The following is a 20,759-nucleotide window of genomic DNA, read 5'->3' on the forward strand; positions in this document are numbered from 1 at the left end:
CTATGCTTGGAAAGCTAACCAGTCCTTTTAAACTTCGTGAGCGCGGTATTATGGGTATGAACCAACGTAACCATGGTTACATTGGTAAGTACAACGACCGCTCAAAGTATCCACTTGTGGATGACAAACTAAAGACCAAGATCATTGCTGAGAAAGCTGGTGCAACCACGCCAGCACTTATCGGCGTCGTCAGTAATCAGGCGGAAGCAAAGCGCATTCACAACATGGTCAAAGACTGGCCAGGGTTTGTAATTAAGCCTGCTCAAGGCAGTGGTGGTAAAGGCATTCTTGTGGTGGTTAGCCACAAAGATGGTGTTTACACCAAGCCATCTGGAGCAACCATCAATAAAGAAGACGTTGAGCGTCACATCAGTAACACGCTGGCAGGTCTGTTTTCTCTCGGTGGTAAGAACGATGTTGCCGTCGTAGAAAACTTGATTAAGTTTGACGACTGTTTTGACGGCTTTAGTTTCGAAGGTGTGCCAGATGTTCGTATTATCGTATTCCAAGGCTACCCTGTCATGGCGATGATGCGTCTATCGACTTCTGCATCCGATGGTAAAGCGAACCTTCACCAAGGTGCGGTCGGTGTCGGGATCGATATCGCAACCGGCAAAGCGGTTCGAGCGGTCCAATTTGACCGTCCGGTCACGCTTCACCCGGACACAGGTAAAGAGCTCGCTACACTAGCAGTACCACACTGGAAACGACTACTCACTCTCGCTTCAAGCGCCTATGAAATGACAGGTCTTGGCTACATGGGTACCGACATGGTGCTCGATAGAGAAGAAGGTCCGATGGTACTTGAGTTGAATGCTCGTCCTGGCCTTGCGATTCAAATCGCAAATGGCTGTGGTCTGCTACCAAGGCTTCAACATATCGAATCACTGGGTGAACCAAATCCGTTCGAGTATCCAAGCCCAGAAGAGCGCGTAGAGTACGCGGCTAAGATGTTTGGTCACGCCTCTGGTGATAGCGAATAACGTCCGTCGTTACATAGCAGATAGAAACAACGAACTGAGTGCCTTCTTCCAAACGCGCTCAGTTCTTTTTTTGGGGCTATCAAACCGTTTCACGCTCTACCTAACTTGCGCCGCAATAAGCGATACTGCTATTGAAGTACATAATTACCAAAGAAAAACGCGCTCCACATTGGAGCGCGTTTTTTATATTCAACCTAGGCTTTAACCAGCGTTAGACTTTGAATTGATTCATTAGTGTTTGCTGCGTATTAGATAGCGCATTGATCTCCTGCCCTACTTTCTCAGCGTCACCCGCGTTTTCAAGGATCTTCGCACTCAAATCTCGAATGTTGCTAACATTTTGATTCACTTCCGAAGAAACTGATTGCTGCTCTTCTGCTGCCTTAACAATCTGAGAGTTCATATCATTAATGGCTGAAATGGACTCGAAGATTCGGCTCAGCGCAGCGACGGCTTGTTGAACATGGTCTGCGGTCGAATCCGCTAGGTTAGAGCTCTCTTGCATGGCGGCGACAACATCAGCCGTGCCTTTTTGCACTCGCTCAATCACCTGCTGGATCTCACCTACAGAATCTTGGGTGCGACTTGCTAGACTTCGAACCTCATCAGCAACCACGGCAAAACCTCGACCTTGCTCACCCGCTCGAGCCGCTTCAATCGCCGCATTAAGAGCGAGTAAGTTAGTTTGCTCGGAGATCCCTTCAATTACCGACAAGATCTCTGTGATGTTTGCGTTGTTCTGCGCCAGTTCTTCAACAACCGGTACTGTCATCTTCATCTGCTCAACCAAACGAACCATCTCGTGAGCTGACAGCTCCGCGACTTCTTGACCGTGGCTCGCGGATTCGTTCGCAGAAGAGGCAGCCTCTACCGCAACTTCCGCGTTTTGCACAACGAGAGATGCCGTTTGCGTCATCTCTTCAGAGGCTGTTGCGACTAAGTCTACTTCTCTAAACTGTGCTTCGCTGCTTTCACGAGTCGCCATTGCCGTGCGGCTAGCAGACTCTGCAGTGCCACTGATTTGCTCCGTGGTCTTGGCAACTTGTTGAATGGTGGTCTGAAGCTTACTTAAGAAGGCGTTAAACTGCTCGGCAAGCTGTCCAATTTCATCTTTCGATTTCACATCTAGACGCTGAGTCAGGTCACCCTCACCGCTGGCAATATCTTCAAGTCTGGTTACCACTTCTCGAATTGGCTTTACGAGGCGTGACGACATCACGCTGATAATGATAAGACCGACCACAACAAAGCCAGAGCCAACGATAATCTCGAATACAATACCGTCGCTAAGCTGCTGTGAAATGATTCTATCTAAGGTGATCGCATCACTCAACACGCTTGCGCGCGGCATATCAAAGAACACGCCCCAGGTCTGGTTGGCGATCTTAACTGGGTTAAACACGGTTAACCATTGATTGTCCGCACTCCAAAGCGTTGCCGCTTCTTCTCCGAACATGAAATCGGTAATTTGGTCTTGAGAGAGAACTTTGCTTTGGTAACGAGAGCCAGCCAATACGCTGGTATCGTCACTGGCGATAACACTCTCATCCAAACTGATGATGTTCACATGACCGTCACCACTGAATAGGCTTGAGTCAGAGTCCATTACCGTTTTGGCAAGTCCAGTAAGCTGTAGGTCAATCCCCAAGAAACCAATAATGGTGCTGTCGACTTCGATAGGAATAGAAAGTGAAGACGTGAGATGCTGAACTTCGCCGACCTGACTCAGGCGTGGTGTGCTCACACAGGCTGATTCTGTGGCAAGTGGGCAATAGAAACGTTCGCCGTTTTCCATCGCATCTTGCATTGATTTGGATAACACAGTTCTCACTGCGTTCTCGCCTGTTGCAGACATTTGCCAGTAGGTCGCAAACTGCCCTTGCTCATTGGAGCCTACGTAATCAGCGCCTTGGTAGTTACCATCTTCGCCATCGAGCATGTTTGGCTTGAATACTAGGTAGGCACCTTGAATCGAAGGAAACTGAATCACCGCTTGGCGCATCATTTCATCCAGCGCTAAACGCAAGTCTTCACTTGGCAGGAAGTTCTCTTCCGCATTGTATTTTTGAAACTTAGCGTTGGCGATTAGCATCTCGGCACGGTACACCGCTTCATCAAAGTAGGCTTTAACTTCACGAGCGTTAATCTCAGCCTGAGCTTCTAAAAGCGACTGTGATTTTTCGGAAACCGATTGAGAGCTCATCGCTTGTATAGATTGCTGGCTATTGACGGCGTTATAAAGAGAAAAGCCTATTAAAGCGATAGAGGTAAACAGCAAGCAGCAGCCTGCCAGTACCGTGATTTTCCACTGCACGGAGAGAGTTCGCATAGTACATCCTTTTAGCAAACAGAGAGCACATATTGTTTTTATATCGACCAGAAGTCGTAATTATTGAGCGTTTTATTACATCATTTTTACATCTTTCGCTCAACCCAGATCTGCCCTAACTTGGGGTTATAGATGGATGTAATTGAGACACAGTGCTAGTATTTTGCTTTCGATTTTAAAAATCACAGGATTAGTGAGAAATGAAAGTCATCAGCTTTAATATCAATGGTCTGCGTGCACGTCTGCATCAACTACAAGCTCTTATCGACAAGCATCAACCGGATGTCATTGGTCTACAAGAAATCAAAGTTCACGATGAAGCCTTCCCGGTCGAAGCCGTCGAAGAGATGGGATACAAAGTGTACTTCCACGGACAAAAGGCGCACTACGGTGTAGCCATGCTTTGCAAGAAAGAACCTATCTCAGTTCAAAAAGGTTTTCCCACCGACAACGAAGACCATCAGAAGCGAATGATCATGGCGACGTTTGAAGATGACAACGGCGAAAAGGTGACGGTACTTAACGGCTACTTCCCTCAAGGTGACAATATCGCCCACGAGACTAAGTACCCATACAAGCGTGAGTTCTACCAAGACTTGATGACGTACCTTAACGAGCATCATACCAATGATGAGCAAATCATTGTCATGGGTGACATCAACATCAGCCCGATCGACTTAGACATCGGTATCGGCGAGCCAAACCGTAAACGCTGGCTGAAAACAGGTAAATGTTCATTCCAACCTGAAGAGCGCGAGTGGTTAAAAACACTACTCGACTGGGGTTTCGTTGACACCTTCCGTCAACTTCACCCAGATGTCGATGATAAATTCTCGTGGTTTGATTATCGCTCTCGTGGCTTTGATGATAATCGCGGACTTCGTATTGACGTTATTTTGGCAACGCCTAAGCTTGCTGAAAAGTGTATTGAATCTGATGTTGATTACGAACTGCGCGGTATTGAAAAGCCGTCTGATCACGCTCCGATTTGGTCAACGTTCAATTAATAATCAAATTATTCTTTTGAATTAATTGGTTTCCAATAAATAGAAAGAAGGCCGGACAGTGTCGGCCTTCTTATTAGATATGAGATTTAAAGACTTATTGCGGGGTTATTACCAGTATACGCGGAAACCAACAGCACCGTTGAATTCACCGTCAACGATTGTTGCGTCGAATTCTTTGTCAGCGCTCTTAGAGTAACCACCTAGAGTAGTACCATCAGCGTATTGACCTTCAATCCAGATACGAGACCAGTCATTTAGGTGGTACACGATACCTGCATATAGGTTCTTACTGTTGTCTGTCGCTTCAGGAGCGATTGCTTGAGCAAGCGTCAACGCATCGTGCTTAACGTATTCAAAACCACCATACACTTTCGCATTGTCTAGTACAGAGTAAGTACCCGCAACACTCAATGCATCTTCTTTAACCTTTAGGTTCTGTAGTTTGTACTCAATATTGTAGTAAGTACCTTGAACGTAAGCTTTTTCAAAAGTGTAACCTAGAGAGCCTGTGAATGCTGTTGACTCAAGATCACCTAGGTCTGTGTTTTCTACAACGATGTCTTCTTGCTTATCAGTGGCTACACCAAGGATGATATCGAAGTTGCCAAAGTTAGCGCTACCAAATAGCTGTGCTGTGCTTGGTGCTGTTTTGTTTTCGTCTAGACCGTAACCTGCACCAATCGCGAAGTTTTCACCGTCGAAGCGATATTTGATGTAGTTGTCGTGCTTGAATGACGCGCTCGCTAGGTAACGAATACCTGAACCACCAAAGTAGTAAGATACGTCCGCACCGTAGAATTCATCCTGAGTAGTGTACTGACGACCTAAAGATACTTTACCCCAGTCACCACCAAAACCTGCGTAGTGCAGACGACCTGCAACTTCACCGTTGCCTGGTAGACCAAATTCAACTAGACCGTGAACGTATAGATCATCGTTAACGTTGTATTTAGCGTTAATACCACCACGAGAACCAGATGTGTTTAGTTTCGTAGTTCTTACGTCATCTGAATTAATGCTAGTAATTTCAGTACGAATCTGACCATAGAATTCTGCAGAACCTTCTTCATTCTTGAATATTTCTGCTGCGTTTGCACCTGTAACAAATAGAGTCGGCAATACCACTGCCAATAATGTCTTTTTCATATAATTCACTTTATTAATTATCAATCCATTGTGGTCCAACCCTGGACCGCAATGAAATACTAATTTTTATGTTTTTTTAGGTCAATATGAAACTGGCTAGAACAATAGTCATACAAAACACAGCAAAAGTGAATAATTATACAAGACAGCAGACAATAAAAACGACAGATGAATAACACTAGCCAAAAGTTAACATTTGGCATGATAACGACGATTTTTACATCTATTTGGCGATAAATACCACTTAACACCCCACAATTGACATATAACATCATAGCAACATACCCGTTCATTATGTTATAAACAGACACATTTACAGAATTTTTTAACATAAGGTTAAATAATCAACAATAAATAAGCATGGTGATTTTTTGGAAATTCATCACTAGTTAAAATAGCGAATAATTATTGGGTTAAAAAAATATAAACAATGTGATCTTTCGAACAAAATTTGCGCTGTTTATGTTTTTTGACTCTCTTTTATACGGCCATTTTGACTTGAATCCATTGCGTTTTTATTTCCCTGCTTCGTTTAATTCAGCTTTAAATGATCGATTTCGATAGAGATACTCGTATACTAAGCTGGCTAAAAAGTGTGGAAAATGGTCAAACTAGACGGCTCGGTTTTCGTGAGCTAGATTTTAAGTAGCCTTTTCGAGGCTTAATTGATTTGAGAGGATGTCGAATGAAAGTGAAATTATTTATAGGCGCAATGAGCCTTGTTTTCGCAATGGGTACTGCAAACGCTAGCAGCGATACCTTTGACAGTACTATCATCACACCACCGACGCTAAACAGTAATGCAGGCGAGCACAACGATAGGCGTAACTGCCAGCTAGCTAAGCGACGTGGCCAAGAGCTTCCAAATTACTGCTCTATTTACATGTGATTTAACTCTCTCAATGGAGCCATGATTGGTTCGTTTTCATTGCTACAACGAAAAACCCCCTCGCTATAGAGGGGGTTTGTTTTATCCGTTTAATGGCCTTAGATAAGCAAGGAACCGCTTCTCGGCTTTCTTGAAGCACCACAGTATTATGAATGTGAGTGCCATGTAGAACAGACCTGCCGCTAGGAATGACTCAAAGGGTGCGTAGTATCGCGAGTTAACGAGTCGCGCAGCACCGGTCAAATCCATAATGGTGACAATACCCGCTACAGCAGAGCCATGAAGCATGAAGATCACTTCATTACTGTAGGCTGGTAGTGCCCTTCTGAGCGCAGAAGGAAGTATGATGCGACGGTAGGTTTTCCATGTGCTCATGCCAAATGCTTTTGCGGCTTCAACTTCGCCTTTTGGCAATCCGTTGATCGCTCCGCGTATGATCTCTGCGGTATACGCAGAGGTATTGAGAACAAACGCCACCAACGCGCAGAACCAAGCGTTCTCCCAGAGTGTATCTTTTACTGGGAAAAACTGATCCATACCGTAGTAAATAAGGTAAAGCTGAACCAGCAAAGGCGTGCCACGGAAAAAGTAGATAAAGCCCCACGACGGTAAACTAAACAGGTAATTGGTGCTGTTACGAGCAACTGCTAGTGGTATCGCTACACACAGACCAATCACAAGCGCGGTCGCGACTAACCACATCGTCGTCCACAAGCCATCGAAGTAGATGGGTAAGCTATCTATAATCAGTGAAAAATCCATAGCTTACCTCACATGAATACTGAATTTGCGTTCAACAAGCTTAAGTAAACCGGTTGAAACACTGGTGAAGATCAAGAAGATAATGGACACCGCCATGTAAAAGGTAAATGGCATCTTAGTCGTGCCTGCGGCTAGAGAGCTTACACGTACCATATCTTCCAAGCCAATAATTGACACTAGTGCGGTTGTTTTAAGCAGTACCAACCAGTTGTTACCAAACCCTGGTAGAGCATGACGAATCATTTGCGGAAGCAAGATTCGACGAAACGCTAACGTTGAACTCATACCATAAGCTTTTGCCGCTTCCATCTCGCCTTTATCCACGGCCATGATCGCGCCACGGAAGGTCTCTGCCATGTATGCACCGAAGATGAAACCAATTGTCAGTACACCAGCAATAAATGGCGATACATCAATGTAGTCTGGAAGGTAAGATGTCCATTCATGATTTGGGTTGCTCGAAGCAAACCACTCATTCAACCACTCGTTTGTTGCGTACAAACTGTTGTTGAGAAGAATCTGTCCGCCGAAAAAGATCAGCATCATAAGTACGAGGTCTGGAATGCCTCGAATGATAGTCGTATAGAGGGTCGCAATCGCGCGAGCCCATTTGTAGGGTGCTAATTTTGCAAGCGCACCTAACATACCAAGCACCATAGCGAGGATCAGTGATAACACCGCCACTTCTATAGTGAGTACGGCCCCTTTGAGAATTGAGGCTTCATATCCTTGTAAATCGAGCATAGTTCCTTCCAACAGCACAGCAAAATTGTTGGTCAGTCTTACCAAAAGACCTGTGACCCGCCTTTTAGTAAAAAGGGCTTGAGACTAGCTCAAGCCCTCGTGTTTTCATTCAGCGATCAGATTATTGACCGTAAACGTCGTAGTTGAAGTACTTAGACGCAATTTCGTCGTACTTGCCGCTTGCACGTAGTGAAGTGATTGCAGCGTCAAGTTGCTTCGTTAGGTCTTTGTCTTGCTTACGTACCGCAATACCCATACCTTCACCGAACCATTTCGCATCAGTTAGAGAAGGGCCAACGAACTCGTATGCATCACCACCGTCTTTGTTGATCACTCCCTCTTCTAGAGCTGATGCGTCGCCAAGTACTGCTACGATACGGCCGTTTGCTAGGTCAAGGTACGCTTCGTCGAAAGAACCGTAACGTACGATTTCTACTTGATCGCCGTAGTTATCAGTTAGGTATTTGTCGTGAGTAGTCGCACGTTGTACACCGATCTTCGCACCGCTTAGGTTGTCGAAGTCTAGACCTGCGCCTTTCTTAGCGATGAATTTGTTAGGGATTTGAGCGTACTTACCAGTGAAGTCAACTTTCTTCTTACGCTCTTCAGTGATAGACATCGCTGCGATGATTGCATCGTATTTACGCGCTAGAAGAGAAGGAATGATGCCATCCCAGTCTTGAGGAACGATCACACATTTCGCTTTTAGCTCTTCACAAAGAGCGTTAGCCATATCTACATCGAAGCCTTTTAGAGAACCGTCTGCCTCTGTCCAGCTAAATGGAGGGTATGCACCTTCAATACCAAAGCGCACTGTCTTCCATTCCTTAGCCTGTGCTACTCCAGTCGCCGCTGTTGCAGCAAGTGCTGCTACCATTAACCACTTTTTCATTTCCATACTCCTGTGATTGAAATTTTTGTTTTTTTGAATGTTGTGTTTTTAGATTTCTAAGGTCGAAACCCCAGTTAGCCACCCACTATATTAGTAGATAGATGAGATAAATTGCTGTAAACGTTCTGATTCTGGGTTAGTGAACAGTTTTGCAGGATCGCCCTGCTCTTCTACTCGGCCTTGGTGCAAGAACATAACATGATTAGATACGTCTCTAGCGAACGCCATTTCATGGGTTACCACCAGCATCGTTCTGCCCTCTTCGGCCAGATCTTGCATAACACCGAGAACTTCACCCACCAACTCAGGGTCGAGTGCAGATGTTGGTTCATCGAATAGCATCACTTCAGGCTCAACCGCCAGCGCTCGCGCAATAGCAGCTCGCTGCTGCTGACCACCAGACAAGTGTCCAGGGTAATAATCACGGCGCTCGTACAAGCCCACCTTCTTAAGTAAAAGCTCTGCATTTTCGATAGCCTGTGCCTTCGGCACGCCAAGAACGTGAATTGGCGCTTCGATGATGTTCTCTAGAACCGTCATGTGCGACCAAAGATTGAACCCTTGAAAAACCATGGCCAAACGAGAACGGATTCGTTGGACTTGTTTTTCATTGGCAGGAAGCGACTCACCCTGACGGTTTTTCTTCATTTCGATCAATTCACCATTGACCCAAATTTCACCCTCAGTAGGCGTTTCTAGTAGGTTGATACAACGTAGAAAGGTACTTTTACCAGAACCAGATGAGCCAATAATTGAGATGACATCACCTTTGTGTGCAGCGAGGGAAATTCCCTTCAAAACTTCATTTTGACCAAAGGTCTTGTGCAGCTCTTTTATGTCCAGCGCGGGTACATCATTCATGCGCTTGTGCTCCCTGTATATTATTGACTGCTAAGCCTATTTGATAGGCAAAAGGTACTCCGACCTTTTATTTGTTCGATACAAGCTAGCACTAGAAAGTATAACTTGCAACAAACTATTAACCTGTTTTTGTTGACTACGCAGGCATTGTATCTGACAAATTATGCAATTTGAAGTTTTTATCGCTGTAAAATGTGAATAAACTTTACTGAATGCTGCACATTTAGTCATTGGTGATTTTTTGTTCTTTAGTGCACTTTATTGCATCTTTGTTACGAGCGCAGGCTCTATTTTAGTTAGATCTTCTGGCTGAAGATGACTTATCAGTGAATAAGACCAACTTATAGACCATTAGTGAATAGAATGAGCTAGTTGAGTTTTTTGATAGTTAGATCAAAAAAGCCCCTCATGTATGGCATCAGGGGCTTTTAGAAACACAAGTATGGTTATTTCTCTACAACTTCATACTGAAGGCTTGCGTTCTTCTGTTTATCTAATAGTGATTCTGAAGGCAAAGCCACTACTGAGACTTTATCAACGAAGGTGTCTGTCGACCCTGGGCTATTGTATTTAGTCATAGCGAACTGAACAAAATCATCATTCACACTATCTTTAGTATAGAAAAATGAAATTTCAGGTAATAAACCATCAGTAGGCTTATAAGAAGAATCAATATTGTAGTCAGGGATCACCGTCTCACTATTATCTGGAATACTCGCGTAGATAGTATGCTTTGAGTCTGCCGCGACCTCGAAGTAGCTACGCTGGAAACCATTCAAGTTTGAAGACACCGCATTTGCCGTATCAACAACACAACCAGAGGAACAGCTATTTACCTGAGGCGTAATTCCTGATGAAATCGTCGCTTCGGTTAGTTTGATATCCGTACTAACGAGGTTACTATTTAAACGAGTATTCGAGACTACATTCCAACCAGCTTCACTACCATCTAGCAAAACACTAAAGTTCATCTCTCCTAGAGTCTTAATGCTCGACGAGCTCTGAGATAACTCCTGCCACTTGAAAGAAGTGCTACTTGTATATGCTAATGCATAAGCATCGTTGATTGTCTGGCTGGTTGAAATATCCCAAACTAGATCAGAGGTATTATCGAGAGTATTTAATTCAACAGTACCTGGGGTTGAGCTAGAGTTGTCGGTCAAATCAGAAGCTTTTACCAACGTTGCGGCTACAACCTCTCCGGAGCTTAGACCTGTAAACAACACCTGTTCACTGTTGCTCGTAGCCGGAATATCTGCCTTTATCGTTGCCGTGCTTGAATTGTACCCTTCAACATAAGTCTCATACGAGTACTCATCTATTGAAATACTCGGGTCTTGGGAGCCCAATGACACCTTTTTCTCCAACTCGTTGTTGACCATTTTATTCGAGACATAGCAACTAGCTTGGTTGCCTTGTAGCGATTCAACATTGATCAATAAGTTAGAAAGAAGCTCTTTCTGGATTGATAGTGTATGCAGAATTGGGCTCGAGCTAGAACCTAAGTTATCGATAATGGTCACATAGCCACCATCTTCAACGTCGTTGACAGTTAGTGTTAACTTTCCATCACTCCCTAAGCTTCCAGACAAGTTTTTGTTGAAACTTCCATCAGCGTTGTAAGTGTGAATATCAATAGCACCGGCGGCAACCTTCGCAAAGTCTACATTTCCATTGTCGTAGTATTTGAAGATTGTCGGGCTACTAGTATTTGGACATGATATAGCACTTGGGTCTTTATTCACTTCCATTTGGATAAATTGAAAAGTATATGATTTCACTGCTGGAGGCGGAGTAGAACTACCGCCACCACCGCCGCCACCACAACCAATCATGGCACCTGAAATTGCTGCTACTAGTGGCAACATTACTGCTTTTTTCATTGTTACATTCCTAATTCATGTCCTGGCGGCAAAGTGTTGCCACTCTCTCTCAATTGATGAAGATGTTGCAAACTCTAAGCCAAGTTTTTTGACTCCCATTCAAAATGTGGATTCATCTTCTGAATGTAATTGGAATGTAGTTTTAATTACTGAAAGTCAGTTACGGCGATTGTTAATAAAGTGCGCTATTTCAAACAACTGTTGTAGTTTTCTTTCACAATTTTTCTTAAAGTGATCAAGATCAATCAAGGTCTTACTGTTGCTTGTTAGACTCGGCTGCATTGATATAGCACGAATTATTCACCCGATTTTTAGAATGTTGTCTATCCTTAGCACGTTAACCACGTGCACCTCCTAGCCGAGGTAATCGGTGACTTCAGTTCGCATATCAAGCCAAACGACTAACTTTTATATATATGAGGAATCTATGTCAGACGCAGTTAACAAAGCGCATTCTGATTCGGATATCGAGACTAAGAGCTATCAAGAGCTTCACCGTCCAGCATCTGAGTTTGCCAGCCGCTCTGAATACCTAGACCACGAACTTCAAATCATGAAACCGCGCCGCTATGGTTTAAACCTACCGGGTCGCGACTTCCGTTTTGAACTAGAAGATTTGGTACCTGCTCTTGCTGGTACTATCGGCATTATCGCAATGTACTCTGCGGTAATGATGTCATGGGCAGACGGTCTAACCGCTGCTTGGGATCACGTAAACCTTGGTAAAGAGTTTGCTATCGAGGTAGCGCGTGTAGAAATGCTTATCCCAGCGCTTCTATTCTGTGTTCTTGCATCTGGTTTCATCAACCCTAGAGCTAACCTTGCCGGTAACCACGGCCCGATGATCCCACTTATCGGTTCTATCGCGCTTGCAGGTGCTCACCCTCTTGCTCTTGCAATCCTTCTTGGTGTATTCGGTTTATTGCTAAGTTACTTTAAAGGTGGCTCGAAGCTGGTAAACCTCACCTCTCAAGGTACCGCGGGCGGTCTCTTAATATTCCTAGGCTTTACTGGCACCATGAGCCAAATTGGCTCGATCCAAGAATGGGCAGTAGGTCTACAATCTGCAAACGTTGAAGCAGGCAGCATGGGTTATGTTGGCCTTATCGTGCTTGGTATCAACATCGCGGTTTATGCTTACCTAGCGAAAATCAACATGCGTTGGTTGGCTATCCCTGTGTGTGCAGTAACGGGGCTTCTTCTGGCTCTTGGTCTAGGCGCTGGTTTCGACTTAACGTTCGAAACTGAAATGGGTCTTCCAAACCTAAACCCAGTTTACTGGTGGGGCAGCACAGAGCAAGGTTGGATGCTTGGTCTTCCTAACCTTCAACACTTCATTGCTTCTCTACCGTTTGCAATCCTAGCGGTTGCGATGTGGTCTCCAGACTTCCTTGGTCACCGTATCTTCCAAGAGCTGAACTACCCACGTAAGACTGAAAAAGTTCTGATGGACGTAGATGACACTATGACTATGTGTTCTGTACGTCAGATGGTTGGTACTGCAGTTGGTGGTGGTAACATCACATCTTCTTGGGGTACTTACATGATCCCAGCAGCAATCGCTAAGCGTCCTATCCCAGCGGGTGCGATTCTACTTGGTTCTCTATGTATCATCGTTGCTATTCTTGGCTTCCCAATGGACGTTGCGGTATGGCCACCAGTAATGCGTGTTGCTCTTCTGGTAGGTGTATTCCTTCCTCTACTTGAAGCGGGTATGCAGATGGTTAAAGAGACAAAAGATTCACAAGCTGCAGGTATCTGTATCTTTGCATCAGTAGTTGCAAACCCTGTTCTAGCTTGGGCGCTAACTATGTTCTTAGACAATAATGGTCTAATTGGTGACAAAGAGCGTGCTTCTCGTCTATCTTTTGTAGATAAGATTGTCATCCCAGTTGGCGTATTCGTAGTCTGCCTAGTAGCGATGCTCGCTGTAGGTATGCTTGAAGGACAGTATGGAATCCCAGCTTTCCTATAATACCTAGTTGATTATTTGGGCAGTGACATTCACTGCCCAAATTTTTATCACACTTTTTTAAGATTTATTGATTTAGTTTAAGTTTTACAATTTATTTTTAGTGTAGGCTTGATTTTAACGTCAGGAATGACAATATCTATAACCATACTAACCATAAGTGGTTATACGATATTTTTATTCAATGGTACTGGCTCTTCCTCCGAGGAGCATGCGTATAAGACGCACAGTACGTGTTTTTTCTACTAAAAAGGTAGGTATGTCATGGCAGAGCAATTTGCTAAAGCTTGGGAAGGTTTTGCTGCAGGTGACTGGCAAAACGAAGTAAACGTACGTGACTTCATTCAGAAGAACTACACTCCTTATGAAGGCGACGAGTCTTTCCTAGTTTCTGAAGGTACTGAAGCGACTAACACGCTTTGGGCTAAAGTAATGGAAGGTATCAAGCAGGAAAACAGCACTCACGCTCCTGTTGATTTCGATACTTCTGTTATCTCTACCATCACTTCACATGATGCGGGCTACATCAACAAAGACCTAGAAACAATCGTTGGTCTACAAACTGAAGCGCCTCTTAAGCGTGCAATCATGCCTAACGGCGGCGTGCGCATGATCGAAGGTTCTTGTAAAGCATACGGCCGTACGCTTGATCCACAAGTTTCTAAAATCTACTCAGAGTACCGTAAAACACACAACCAAGGTGTTTTCGATGTTTACTCTCCAGACATCCTAAAATGTCGTAAGTCTGGTGTTCTGACTGGTCTTCCAGATGCATACGGTCGTGGTCGTATCATCGGTGACTACCGTCGTGTAGCACTGTACGGTGTAGACTTCCTAATGAAGGACAAAGTTGCTCAGTTCCACTCTACTCAAGAGAAACTAGAAGCTGGCGACGATCTACAAATGACTATGCAGCTGCGTGAAGAGCTTCAAGAGCAACACCGCGCGCTAGGTCAAATGAAAGAAATGGCAGCTTCTTACGGCTTCGACATTTCTGGTCCTGCGACTACTGCACAAGAAGCAATCCAGTGGACTTACTTCGGCTACCTAGCTGCTGTTAAATCTCAAAACGGCGCGGCTATGTCTCTAGGTCGTACTTCTACTTTCCTAGACGTATACGTTGAGCGTGATATCGCTGCTGGCATCATCACTGAAGAACAAGCTCAGGAAATGATCGACCACTTCGTAATGAAGCTACGTATGGTTCGCTTCCTACGTACTCCTGAGTACGATGAGCTATTCTCTGGCGACCCAATCTGGGCAACAGAATCTATGGGTGGTATGGGTGTTGACGGTCGTACGCTTGTTACGCGTACAAACTTCCGTTTCCTAAACACGCTATACACTATGGGTCCTTCTCCAGAGCCAAACATCACTGTACTTTGGTCTGAGCAGCTACCTGACGGCTTCAAGAAGTTCTGTGCGAAGGTATCTATCGATACTTCTTCTATCCAGTACGAGAACGATGACCTAATGCGTCCAGATTTCAACAACGATGACTACGCTATCGCTTGTTGTGTATCTCCAATGGTTATCGGTAAGCACATGCAGTTCTTCGGCGCTCGTGCAAACCTAGCTAAAACTCTACTTTACGTTATCAACGGCGGTGTAGATGAGAAGCTTAAGATCCAAGTTGGTCCTAAGACTGAAGCAATGACTGACGAAGTTCTAGACTTCGATAAAGTTTGGGCTGGTCTAGACAACTTCATGGATTGGCTAGCTAAGCAATACGTGACTGCGCTAAACGCAATCCACTACTCTCACGACAAGTACAGCTACGAAGCAGCGCTTATGGCTCTACATGACCGTGACGTACGTCGTACAATGGCTTGTGGTATCGCTGGTCTATCTGTTGCAGCTGACTCTCTATCTGCAATCAAATACGGTACAGTTAAGCCAATCCGTGACGAAGACGGCATCGCGATCGACTTCGACATCTCTGGTGACTACCCGAAATTTGGTAACAACGACGCTCGCGTTGATGACATGGCTTGTGAACTTGTTACTATCTTCATGAACAAGATCCGTAAGCTTAAGACTTACCGTGATGCAGTACCTACACAGTCTATCCTGACTATCACTTCAAACGTGGTATACGGTAAGAAGACTGGTACTACACCAGACGGTCGTAAAGCAGGTGCTCCATTCGCTCCAGGTGCAAACCCAATGCACGGTCGTGATGAGAAAGGTGCTGTAGCTTCTCTTACTTCTGTAGGTAAACTACCGTTTGCTGACGCTAAAGATGGTATCTCTTACACCTTCTCTATCGTTCCAAACGCACTAGGTAAAGAAGAAGATTCACAACGTTCTAACCTTGCTGGTCTAATGGATGGTTACTTCCACCACGAAACTGGCATCGAAGGTGGTCAACACCTAAACGTGAACGTTCTTAACCGCGAAACTCTAGAAGACGCAGTTAAGCACCCTGAGAAATACCCTCAGCTAACAATCCGTGTATCTGGTTACGCTGTTCGCTTTAACTCTCTAACTGCAGAGCAACAAGCTGACGTAATCGCACGTACGTTCACTGAATCTCTATAATCTAGAATTATACTGATTTAGATAAAAACCTCGCTTCTGAACTGACCCCCAATAGTTGGACACCAATTATTGGGGGTCTTTTTTATGTCCAAGTACAGCAGAGCATTAAAATGCTCGATAGCAAAACAATATCTACAAGGCGAGAGTTCATCCGGTGAGCTTTCTCGTCTTCATTCCATACCATCACGTCAAATACGTTACTGGGCTCAAGTGCTTGATATTCATGGTGCTCAAGCATTTATGCCTCATGGGTTTGCAAAAGAACGCACAAACCAAACTGCAAGCCTTAAAACACATGTGGACGAATGGTTGGTCTGTCGGCCACACTAGTGCGGTACTGAATTTTTCGTCTCCTGGCACTCTCTCCGTTTGGCTCAAACAATACGAAAGAGATGGTATCCAGGGGCTTGAGTGTAGCAAAGGACGACCAACAATGAGTAAGCACCCCTTTATTCAAGATAAGCACGATGATGAGAAGACATTGGAAGAACTCAAAGAGGAGTTAGCGTACTTGCGAGCAGAGAACGCTGTCTTAAAAAAGTTAGAGGAGCTGGAACAGGAGAAACGTCGTCGAACACAGAAAAAACGAAAGTAGTTCTAGCTCTTAGAAATCAACATCTACAACAACATCTCTTGCATACCCTTAAGTTAGCGAGAAGTAGCTTCTATTATCACGCGCAGTCGAGCAACGCCGCCGATAGCTATCAAGATGAGAAGCAGTTGATCGAGAAAATATATCATGACCACAAAGGGAGATATGGCTATCGTCGCATTCACCTCGAGTTAAGGAGGCGTAACGTCACTCTTAACCACAAGACAGTCCAACGTCTGATGAGGTTACTTGGCCTAAAATCAACGGTTAGGCCCAAGCGATACAGCTCATACAAGGGAGAGGCAGGAACAACCGCACCAAATGTGCTTGAGCGGGACTTCAATGCAACGAAGCCTGATGAAAAGTGGGTAACGGATGTTACTGAGTTTAAAGTTAAGCAGCAGAAGGTGTACTTATCACCAATCGTCGATCTGTTTACGCAGGAAGTCGTCGCTTATAAGGTTGCAAAAACGCGTGCTTACCTCTGGTCACAGACATGCTGACAGAGGCAGTTGCGACTTTAGATGAGAACTCAAAGCCAATCGTTCATAGCGATCAAGGGTGGCAATATAGGCATAGGAAATATCAGAAAACTCTCGCTGACAGGGGGTTAACTCAAAGTATGTCGCGAAAAGGAAACTGTTTGGATAATGCGGTGGCAGAGAACTTCTTTGCCTTGCTGAAAACAGAAATGTACCATAATCAGCACTTTGAAGATGCGGATGACTTAATCGAACAAATTGATGAATACATCGAGTATTACAATACAAAGCGCATCAAAGTGAAACTAAAAGGCCTGACTCCGATGGAATATCGAAATCAGGCCTTACAAGCCGCATAACAGAAATGTCCAACTTTATGGGGTCACTTCATTCGGCGAGGTTTTTTTATAGCTGGCCAAAATGCGAACAAAAGATTCTCATTGGTTAAGGAATGTTTACAATTTCCCTACATTGCAGATACTTTATCACTCACTGATCACTGACTTGCCCTTCTCAAACGTGTCACACTCGTCTTAACTGAAAACATCTCTACTAGCCGTATTTGAAGAGAGTTGATATAAAATGAAGATCCCATTTGTAATACCTCTGCTTATCGCAAGCAGTTGTGCCTTCGCTTCAGAGCGTTCCACCCTCTCCTTTTCACTGGATAATGACGGTATATGGGGTACCGACGAAGACTACACGAACGGAATCTTCCTCTCCTACACGAGTGGTGCCATCACGCCTTGGACGATTTTCAAACCCCTGAGCCTCTCTTACTGGGGAGCATCTTCGCTCGATAAGGTTGAATTCCAACTCGGTCATAAGATGTGGACACCCTCCGATATTGAAGCTGAAGTCCCAATCGCCAACGACCGCCCTTATGCTGGCTATTTTCACGGTGAGCTAAATTACATTAGTTTGCACCCACAGCAGGCACAGCGATTTAATGTCACGTTGGGAAGTACCGGCGAAGGGTCTTTTGCAGATAAAGCTCAGCAGTTGGTTCATTCCATAGTCGGGTCAGCCGACCCCAAAGGCTGGGCGTATCAAATAGAAGATAGAGTCGTTGGCAGTGTCGGTTACCTAACACACCTTAATTTGCAGCGAGAGCCTTTGTTTGGCAACACCGGTTGGGAGGTTTCTAATGTCACCGAAGCGAACTTGGGCAACTTTAGAAGTGATATCTCTACCGGGATGATGTTTCGATTTGGCTCTGAATTAGGCGGCAACTTCGGTTCGGCAAACATCGGCACAGAGAACCCATTTAAAGCCGGTATGATTGGCGCGTCGAATCAAGGCTGGTTTACTTACTTTGGCGTTAAAGCACGCTATCGATTTAATGACATCACTATAGAGGGCGATCGCCCCGGCATACCAGAGCCAAGCGATGCTTATGATGTCACCCTTCAGCCGATTCAAGGTGAAGCGGTCTTAGGCGCGACATGGTACAACGCTTATGTGGGGATCAACCTCTTTGCTGGCACCAAGTCGGCTGAATATAAAGAAGCACCAAGAAATGTGTACGGAAACGGGGGCATCTCATTGTTTGCCTTCTTTTAAAAATGAAACAGGCACTCTAAAGTGCCTGTTTTGCTATCCGCTTAGTCATATTTCTTAGCTATGCCGTTTTAAACCTTTCACACTCCTGATACAGCTCAGTCGAACGCTTATCCACACCATCACTGGTTTGCTTTAAGCTCTGGCTGCTTGTTTCTAGCTCGCCCATGGACTCATTGATTTGCGCCATATTGCTCGCCATTGATTGAGAGGTCGTGGCTAGCTCTTTCACTGAGGCAAAAATCACCTCTGTCTGTGAACTTGCCTCTTGCGCTTTGTTCATGATCTCTTCGAGCGCCGCTTTCGCCTGATTACCCTGCTCTCGTCCGGATTGCATTGACGAATCAGACTGAGCAATAAACTGTATCACCTGCGTACTCTCTTGCTTCATGGTGTCGATAGTGCCAGATATCTCTTCCACCGCCTGCACCGTTCTTACCGCGAGGCTTCGTACTTCATCGGCAACCACGGCAAAGCCGCGCCCTTGCTCGCCAGCTCGTGCCGCTTCAATAGCGGCATTCAATGCCAGCAAATTGGTCTGCTCTGCAATGCCGTTGATGATTTCCATCACTGAGTCAATCTTTTGCGATGCTTGCTCTAGCTGCTCAATATGGGTCGCGGCATCTTCAAGAATCGCACCCACTTTTTCAAAAGAGGCAATGGTATCTACGATAATCTCGCCGCCCGCTTGCGCTGAGTCTGCCGAGGTTTTACTAATGCTTGCCACATATTCCAGCGACCCTGAGATTTCTTGTGTCGTGACACTGACCTCTTCAGTGGCTGAGGCGAGCAGTTGTGTTTGCTCTATAACCTCGCTCTGATGCTGACGCAATTGATTGATGCCCGTATCTAGCTCGCCCGAGTTATTCGACAACTGCTGGCTGTTTACTTTCACACCATCTACCAAGGTACCCAGATTTTCGCAGCTAACATTAATCGCCTTCTTCAATTGATTAAATTCGTCACGGGTATTGTTACTTACAGGGAGTCGAGTCGATAAGTCGCCCTTTTCGACTTGTTTTAGCGCATTCAATGTCTGCTTCAACGAACGAGCTAAGGAGATATTCATCGTTAGGAAAATCGCGGTGGTAAATAGTGCCAAAAGCGCACAGGCAATACCCACTGAGATTTGGGTCATGCTTGAAACTTGGCTCGCCTCCTGGTTTAAGGCTTGCGCTTGTTGATTAAGAGCTAGCGCTGCGTTATCGAATGCTGCAAGCGTTGTGGCTTGCGCCTGGTCCAGCTTGTTCTCAAGACCGACTAATGTCCCAGACAGCTCAACGACTCGCGCGAAACCAAGCTCTAATGCTTTCACTTCTTTCTCATACAGTTCAAGCATGGCATAGGAATTTGACGCATTAACAAACCCTGCCAAAGCTCGCTTAAAACCCTTCTCATTCTGTTCATTCGGGTCGATAAGATACTCTTGTAAGCTGGTCACAACTTTCTGAAAGTCCGACGTCAATGTCACCATACCCGTCTCTTTGATAGCGGCGTCGATCTTAACGTTGTTTTGTTGAAGCTGCTCTAGCAGGCCATCGTTGACAGAAAAACCGAGTTCTGATTTTAAGGTTAGCCAAGGGCTCAAGTTAAAGATAAATGACTCAAGTGCTGCTGAGATTGAATCGCTCTCGATCATTAAACCCGCACTTTGCAGTACCGCCAGATCTTGCTCAGCACTGGTTTCTAGCTCATCCATACTGTTTTCAAACGCGTCCATTCCATCAGCGGAAAGTGTGGTACGACGGTTGACCGTATCCATCAATAGAACTTGAGTAGAGGCTAGGTGAGCACTGGCCTTGTTCATTCCGCTACTACTGGTGAATTTCTCGTTCAGGCTAGCAAGTGAATTAAAGATAAACAGCACCAAAATGATGAACCCTGACCACAGAGTGAGCATCGAAAATAAGGTTTTTTGTTTTTGTGATAAAGCTACTTCCATGTTTTCCCCTTATAGCGACAAGCGTGTTGGTCTTTCGACCAAACAAACTGCGACAATCACAACCAATAAATTTGGTCTAGACTAAGCAAACTAGCAATCTATGTACCACTTACTAATAATATAATTAACAACGCTATAACATTATCACCTCATGAGCAACAGAAGCCGTTTACT

18 protein-coding genes and 1 pseudogene are annotated in these 20,759 nt (G+C 44.9%); 10 read left to right on the plus strand and 9 right to left on the minus strand.

What is annotated here, in order from left to right; translation table 11 throughout:
- Nucleotides 1–2: 2 nt before the first annotated feature.
- A complete protein-coding gene (locus AC6I8Y_RS10870; protein ID WP_252011719.1) occupies nt 3–983 on the plus strand; it encodes an alpha-L-glutamate ligase-like protein in 981 nt (326 codons plus the stop codon).
- A gap of 211 nt (nt 984–1,194) precedes the next feature.
- Here the strand turns inward: AC6I8Y_RS10870 and AC6I8Y_RS10875 are convergent, their stop codons facing one another.
- Complete coding sequence (locus AC6I8Y_RS10875) at nt 1,195–3,312, minus strand: methyl-accepting chemotaxis protein (protein WP_498020177.1); 2,118 nt, start codon at nt 3,310–3,312, stop codon at nt 1,195–1,197.
- A gap of 200 nt (nt 3,313–3,512) precedes the next feature.
- Between AC6I8Y_RS10875 and xthA the strand changes: the two genes are divergently transcribed.
- The gene (gene xthA / locus AC6I8Y_RS10880; RefSeq protein WP_394151572.1) at nt 3,513–4,319 is read left to right on the plus strand and encodes an exodeoxyribonuclease III; all 807 of its coding nucleotides are present in this window, start codon (nt 3,513–3,515) and stop codon (nt 4,317–4,319) included.
- A gap of 108 nt (nt 4,320–4,427) precedes the next feature.
- Here the strand turns inward: xthA and AC6I8Y_RS10885 are convergent, their stop codons facing one another.
- Nucleotides 4,428–5,465, minus strand: coding sequence for a porin (locus AC6I8Y_RS10885; protein WP_394151574.1), 1,038 nt, complete (start codon nt 5,463–5,465; stop codon nt 4,428–4,430).
- Nucleotides 5,466–6,150: 685 nt separating this feature from the next.
- On the opposite strand from AC6I8Y_RS10885, the gene AC6I8Y_RS10890 reads away from it, so the two are divergent.
- On the plus strand, nt 6,151–6,354 hold the full coding sequence (locus AC6I8Y_RS10890; RefSeq protein ID WP_042471982.1) for a hypothetical protein: 204 nt from the start codon (nt 6,151–6,153) through the stop codon (nt 6,352–6,354).
- Nucleotides 6,355–6,435: 81 nt separating this feature from the next.
- Here AC6I8Y_RS10890 and AC6I8Y_RS10895 read toward each other — a convergent pair whose 3' ends face one another.
- The 5 genes from AC6I8Y_RS10895 to AC6I8Y_RS10915 all read right to left on the minus strand — a co-directional run bounded on the left by AC6I8Y_RS10895 (nt 6,436) and on the right by AC6I8Y_RS10915 (nt 11,496).
- Nucleotides 6,436–7,116, minus strand: coding sequence for an ABC transporter permease (locus AC6I8Y_RS10895; protein WP_128648466.1), 681 nt, complete (start codon nt 7,114–7,116; stop codon nt 6,436–6,438).
- Nucleotides 7,117–7,119: 3 nt separating this feature from the next.
- A complete protein-coding gene (locus AC6I8Y_RS10900) occupies nt 7,120–7,860 on the minus strand; it encodes an ABC transporter permease (RefSeq protein WP_042471976.1) in 741 nt (246 codons plus the stop codon).
- Nucleotides 7,861–7,981: 121 nt separating this feature from the next.
- Nucleotides 7,982–8,752, minus strand: coding sequence for an ABC transporter substrate-binding protein (locus AC6I8Y_RS10905; protein WP_042471973.1), 771 nt, complete (start codon nt 8,750–8,752; stop codon nt 7,982–7,984).
- Nucleotides 8,753–8,842: 90 nt separating this feature from the next.
- Nucleotides 8,843–9,613, minus strand: coding sequence for an ABC transporter ATP-binding protein (locus tag AC6I8Y_RS10910; RefSeq protein ID WP_234495581.1), 771 nt, complete (start codon nt 9,611–9,613; stop codon nt 8,843–8,845).
- Nucleotides 9,614–10,059: 446 nt separating this feature from the next.
- Entirely contained in the window at nt 10,060–11,496 is a 1,437-nt protein-coding gene (locus AC6I8Y_RS10915) for a hypothetical protein (protein WP_498020178.1), read from the minus strand.
- 427 nt (nt 11,497–11,923) lie between these two features.
- Here AC6I8Y_RS10915 and AC6I8Y_RS10920 point away from each other — a divergent pair, with 427 nt between their 5' ends.
- Together AC6I8Y_RS10920 and pflB are read left to right on the plus strand one after the other, a co-directional pair.
- Complete coding sequence (locus AC6I8Y_RS10920) at nt 11,924–13,471, plus strand: DUF3360 family protein (protein ID WP_042471969.1); 1,548 nt, start codon at nt 11,924–11,926, stop codon at nt 13,469–13,471.
- Nucleotides 13,472–13,732: 261 nt separating this feature from the next.
- The gene (pflB, locus tag AC6I8Y_RS10925; protein WP_498020179.1) at nt 13,733–16,009 is read left to right on the plus strand and encodes a formate C-acetyltransferase; all 2,277 of its coding nucleotides are present in this window, start codon (nt 13,733–13,735) and stop codon (nt 16,007–16,009) included.
- 82 nt (nt 16,010–16,091) lie between these two features.
- Here pflB and AC6I8Y_RS10930 read toward each other — a convergent pair whose 3' ends face one another.
- The gene (locus AC6I8Y_RS10930) at nt 16,092–16,247 is read right to left on the minus strand and encodes a hypothetical protein (RefSeq protein ID WP_498020145.1); all 156 of its coding nucleotides are present in this window, start codon (nt 16,245–16,247) and stop codon (nt 16,092–16,094) included.
- A 9-nt stretch (nt 16,248–16,256) separates the two neighbouring features.
- Between AC6I8Y_RS10930 and AC6I8Y_RS10935 the strand changes: the two genes are divergently transcribed.
- From AC6I8Y_RS10935 to AC6I8Y_RS10955, 5 genes and pseudogenes are all read left to right on the plus strand, one after another.
- Complete coding sequence (locus AC6I8Y_RS10935) at nt 16,257–16,604, plus strand: helix-turn-helix domain-containing protein (protein ID WP_498020144.1); 348 nt, start codon at nt 16,257–16,259, stop codon at nt 16,602–16,604.
- Nucleotides 16,490–17,104, plus strand: coding sequence for an IS3 family transposase (locus AC6I8Y_RS10940; protein ID WP_498021499.1), 615 nt, complete (start codon nt 16,490–16,492; stop codon nt 17,102–17,104). Before AC6I8Y_RS10935 ends, AC6I8Y_RS10940 begins: the two co-directional genes overlap by 115 nt.
- Nucleotides 17,098–17,184, plus strand: a pseudogene (locus AC6I8Y_RS10945) (hypothetical protein); the annotation flags it as partial. The gene AC6I8Y_RS10940 and the pseudogene AC6I8Y_RS10945, both read left to right, overlap by 7 nt.
- A gap of 60 nt (nt 17,185–17,244) precedes the next feature.
- A complete protein-coding gene (locus AC6I8Y_RS10950; RefSeq protein ID WP_498020143.1) occupies nt 17,245–17,442 on the plus strand; it encodes an IS3 family transposase in 198 nt (65 codons plus the stop codon).
- Nucleotides 17,443–17,665: 223 nt separating this feature from the next.
- On the plus strand, nt 17,666–18,646 hold the full coding sequence (locus tag AC6I8Y_RS10955) for a lipid A deacylase LpxR family protein (protein WP_498020180.1): 981 nt from the start codon (nt 17,666–17,668) through the stop codon (nt 18,644–18,646).
- A 58-nt stretch (nt 18,647–18,704) separates the two neighbouring features.
- Here AC6I8Y_RS10955 and AC6I8Y_RS10960 read toward each other — a convergent pair whose 3' ends face one another.
- Nucleotides 18,705–20,585, minus strand: coding sequence for a methyl-accepting chemotaxis protein (locus tag AC6I8Y_RS10960; RefSeq protein ID WP_498020181.1), 1,881 nt, complete (start codon nt 20,583–20,585; stop codon nt 18,705–18,707).
- Between the last annotated feature and the right edge of the window lie 174 nt (nt 20,586–20,759).

The organism is Vibrio sp. KUL78 (assembly GCF_059725505.1).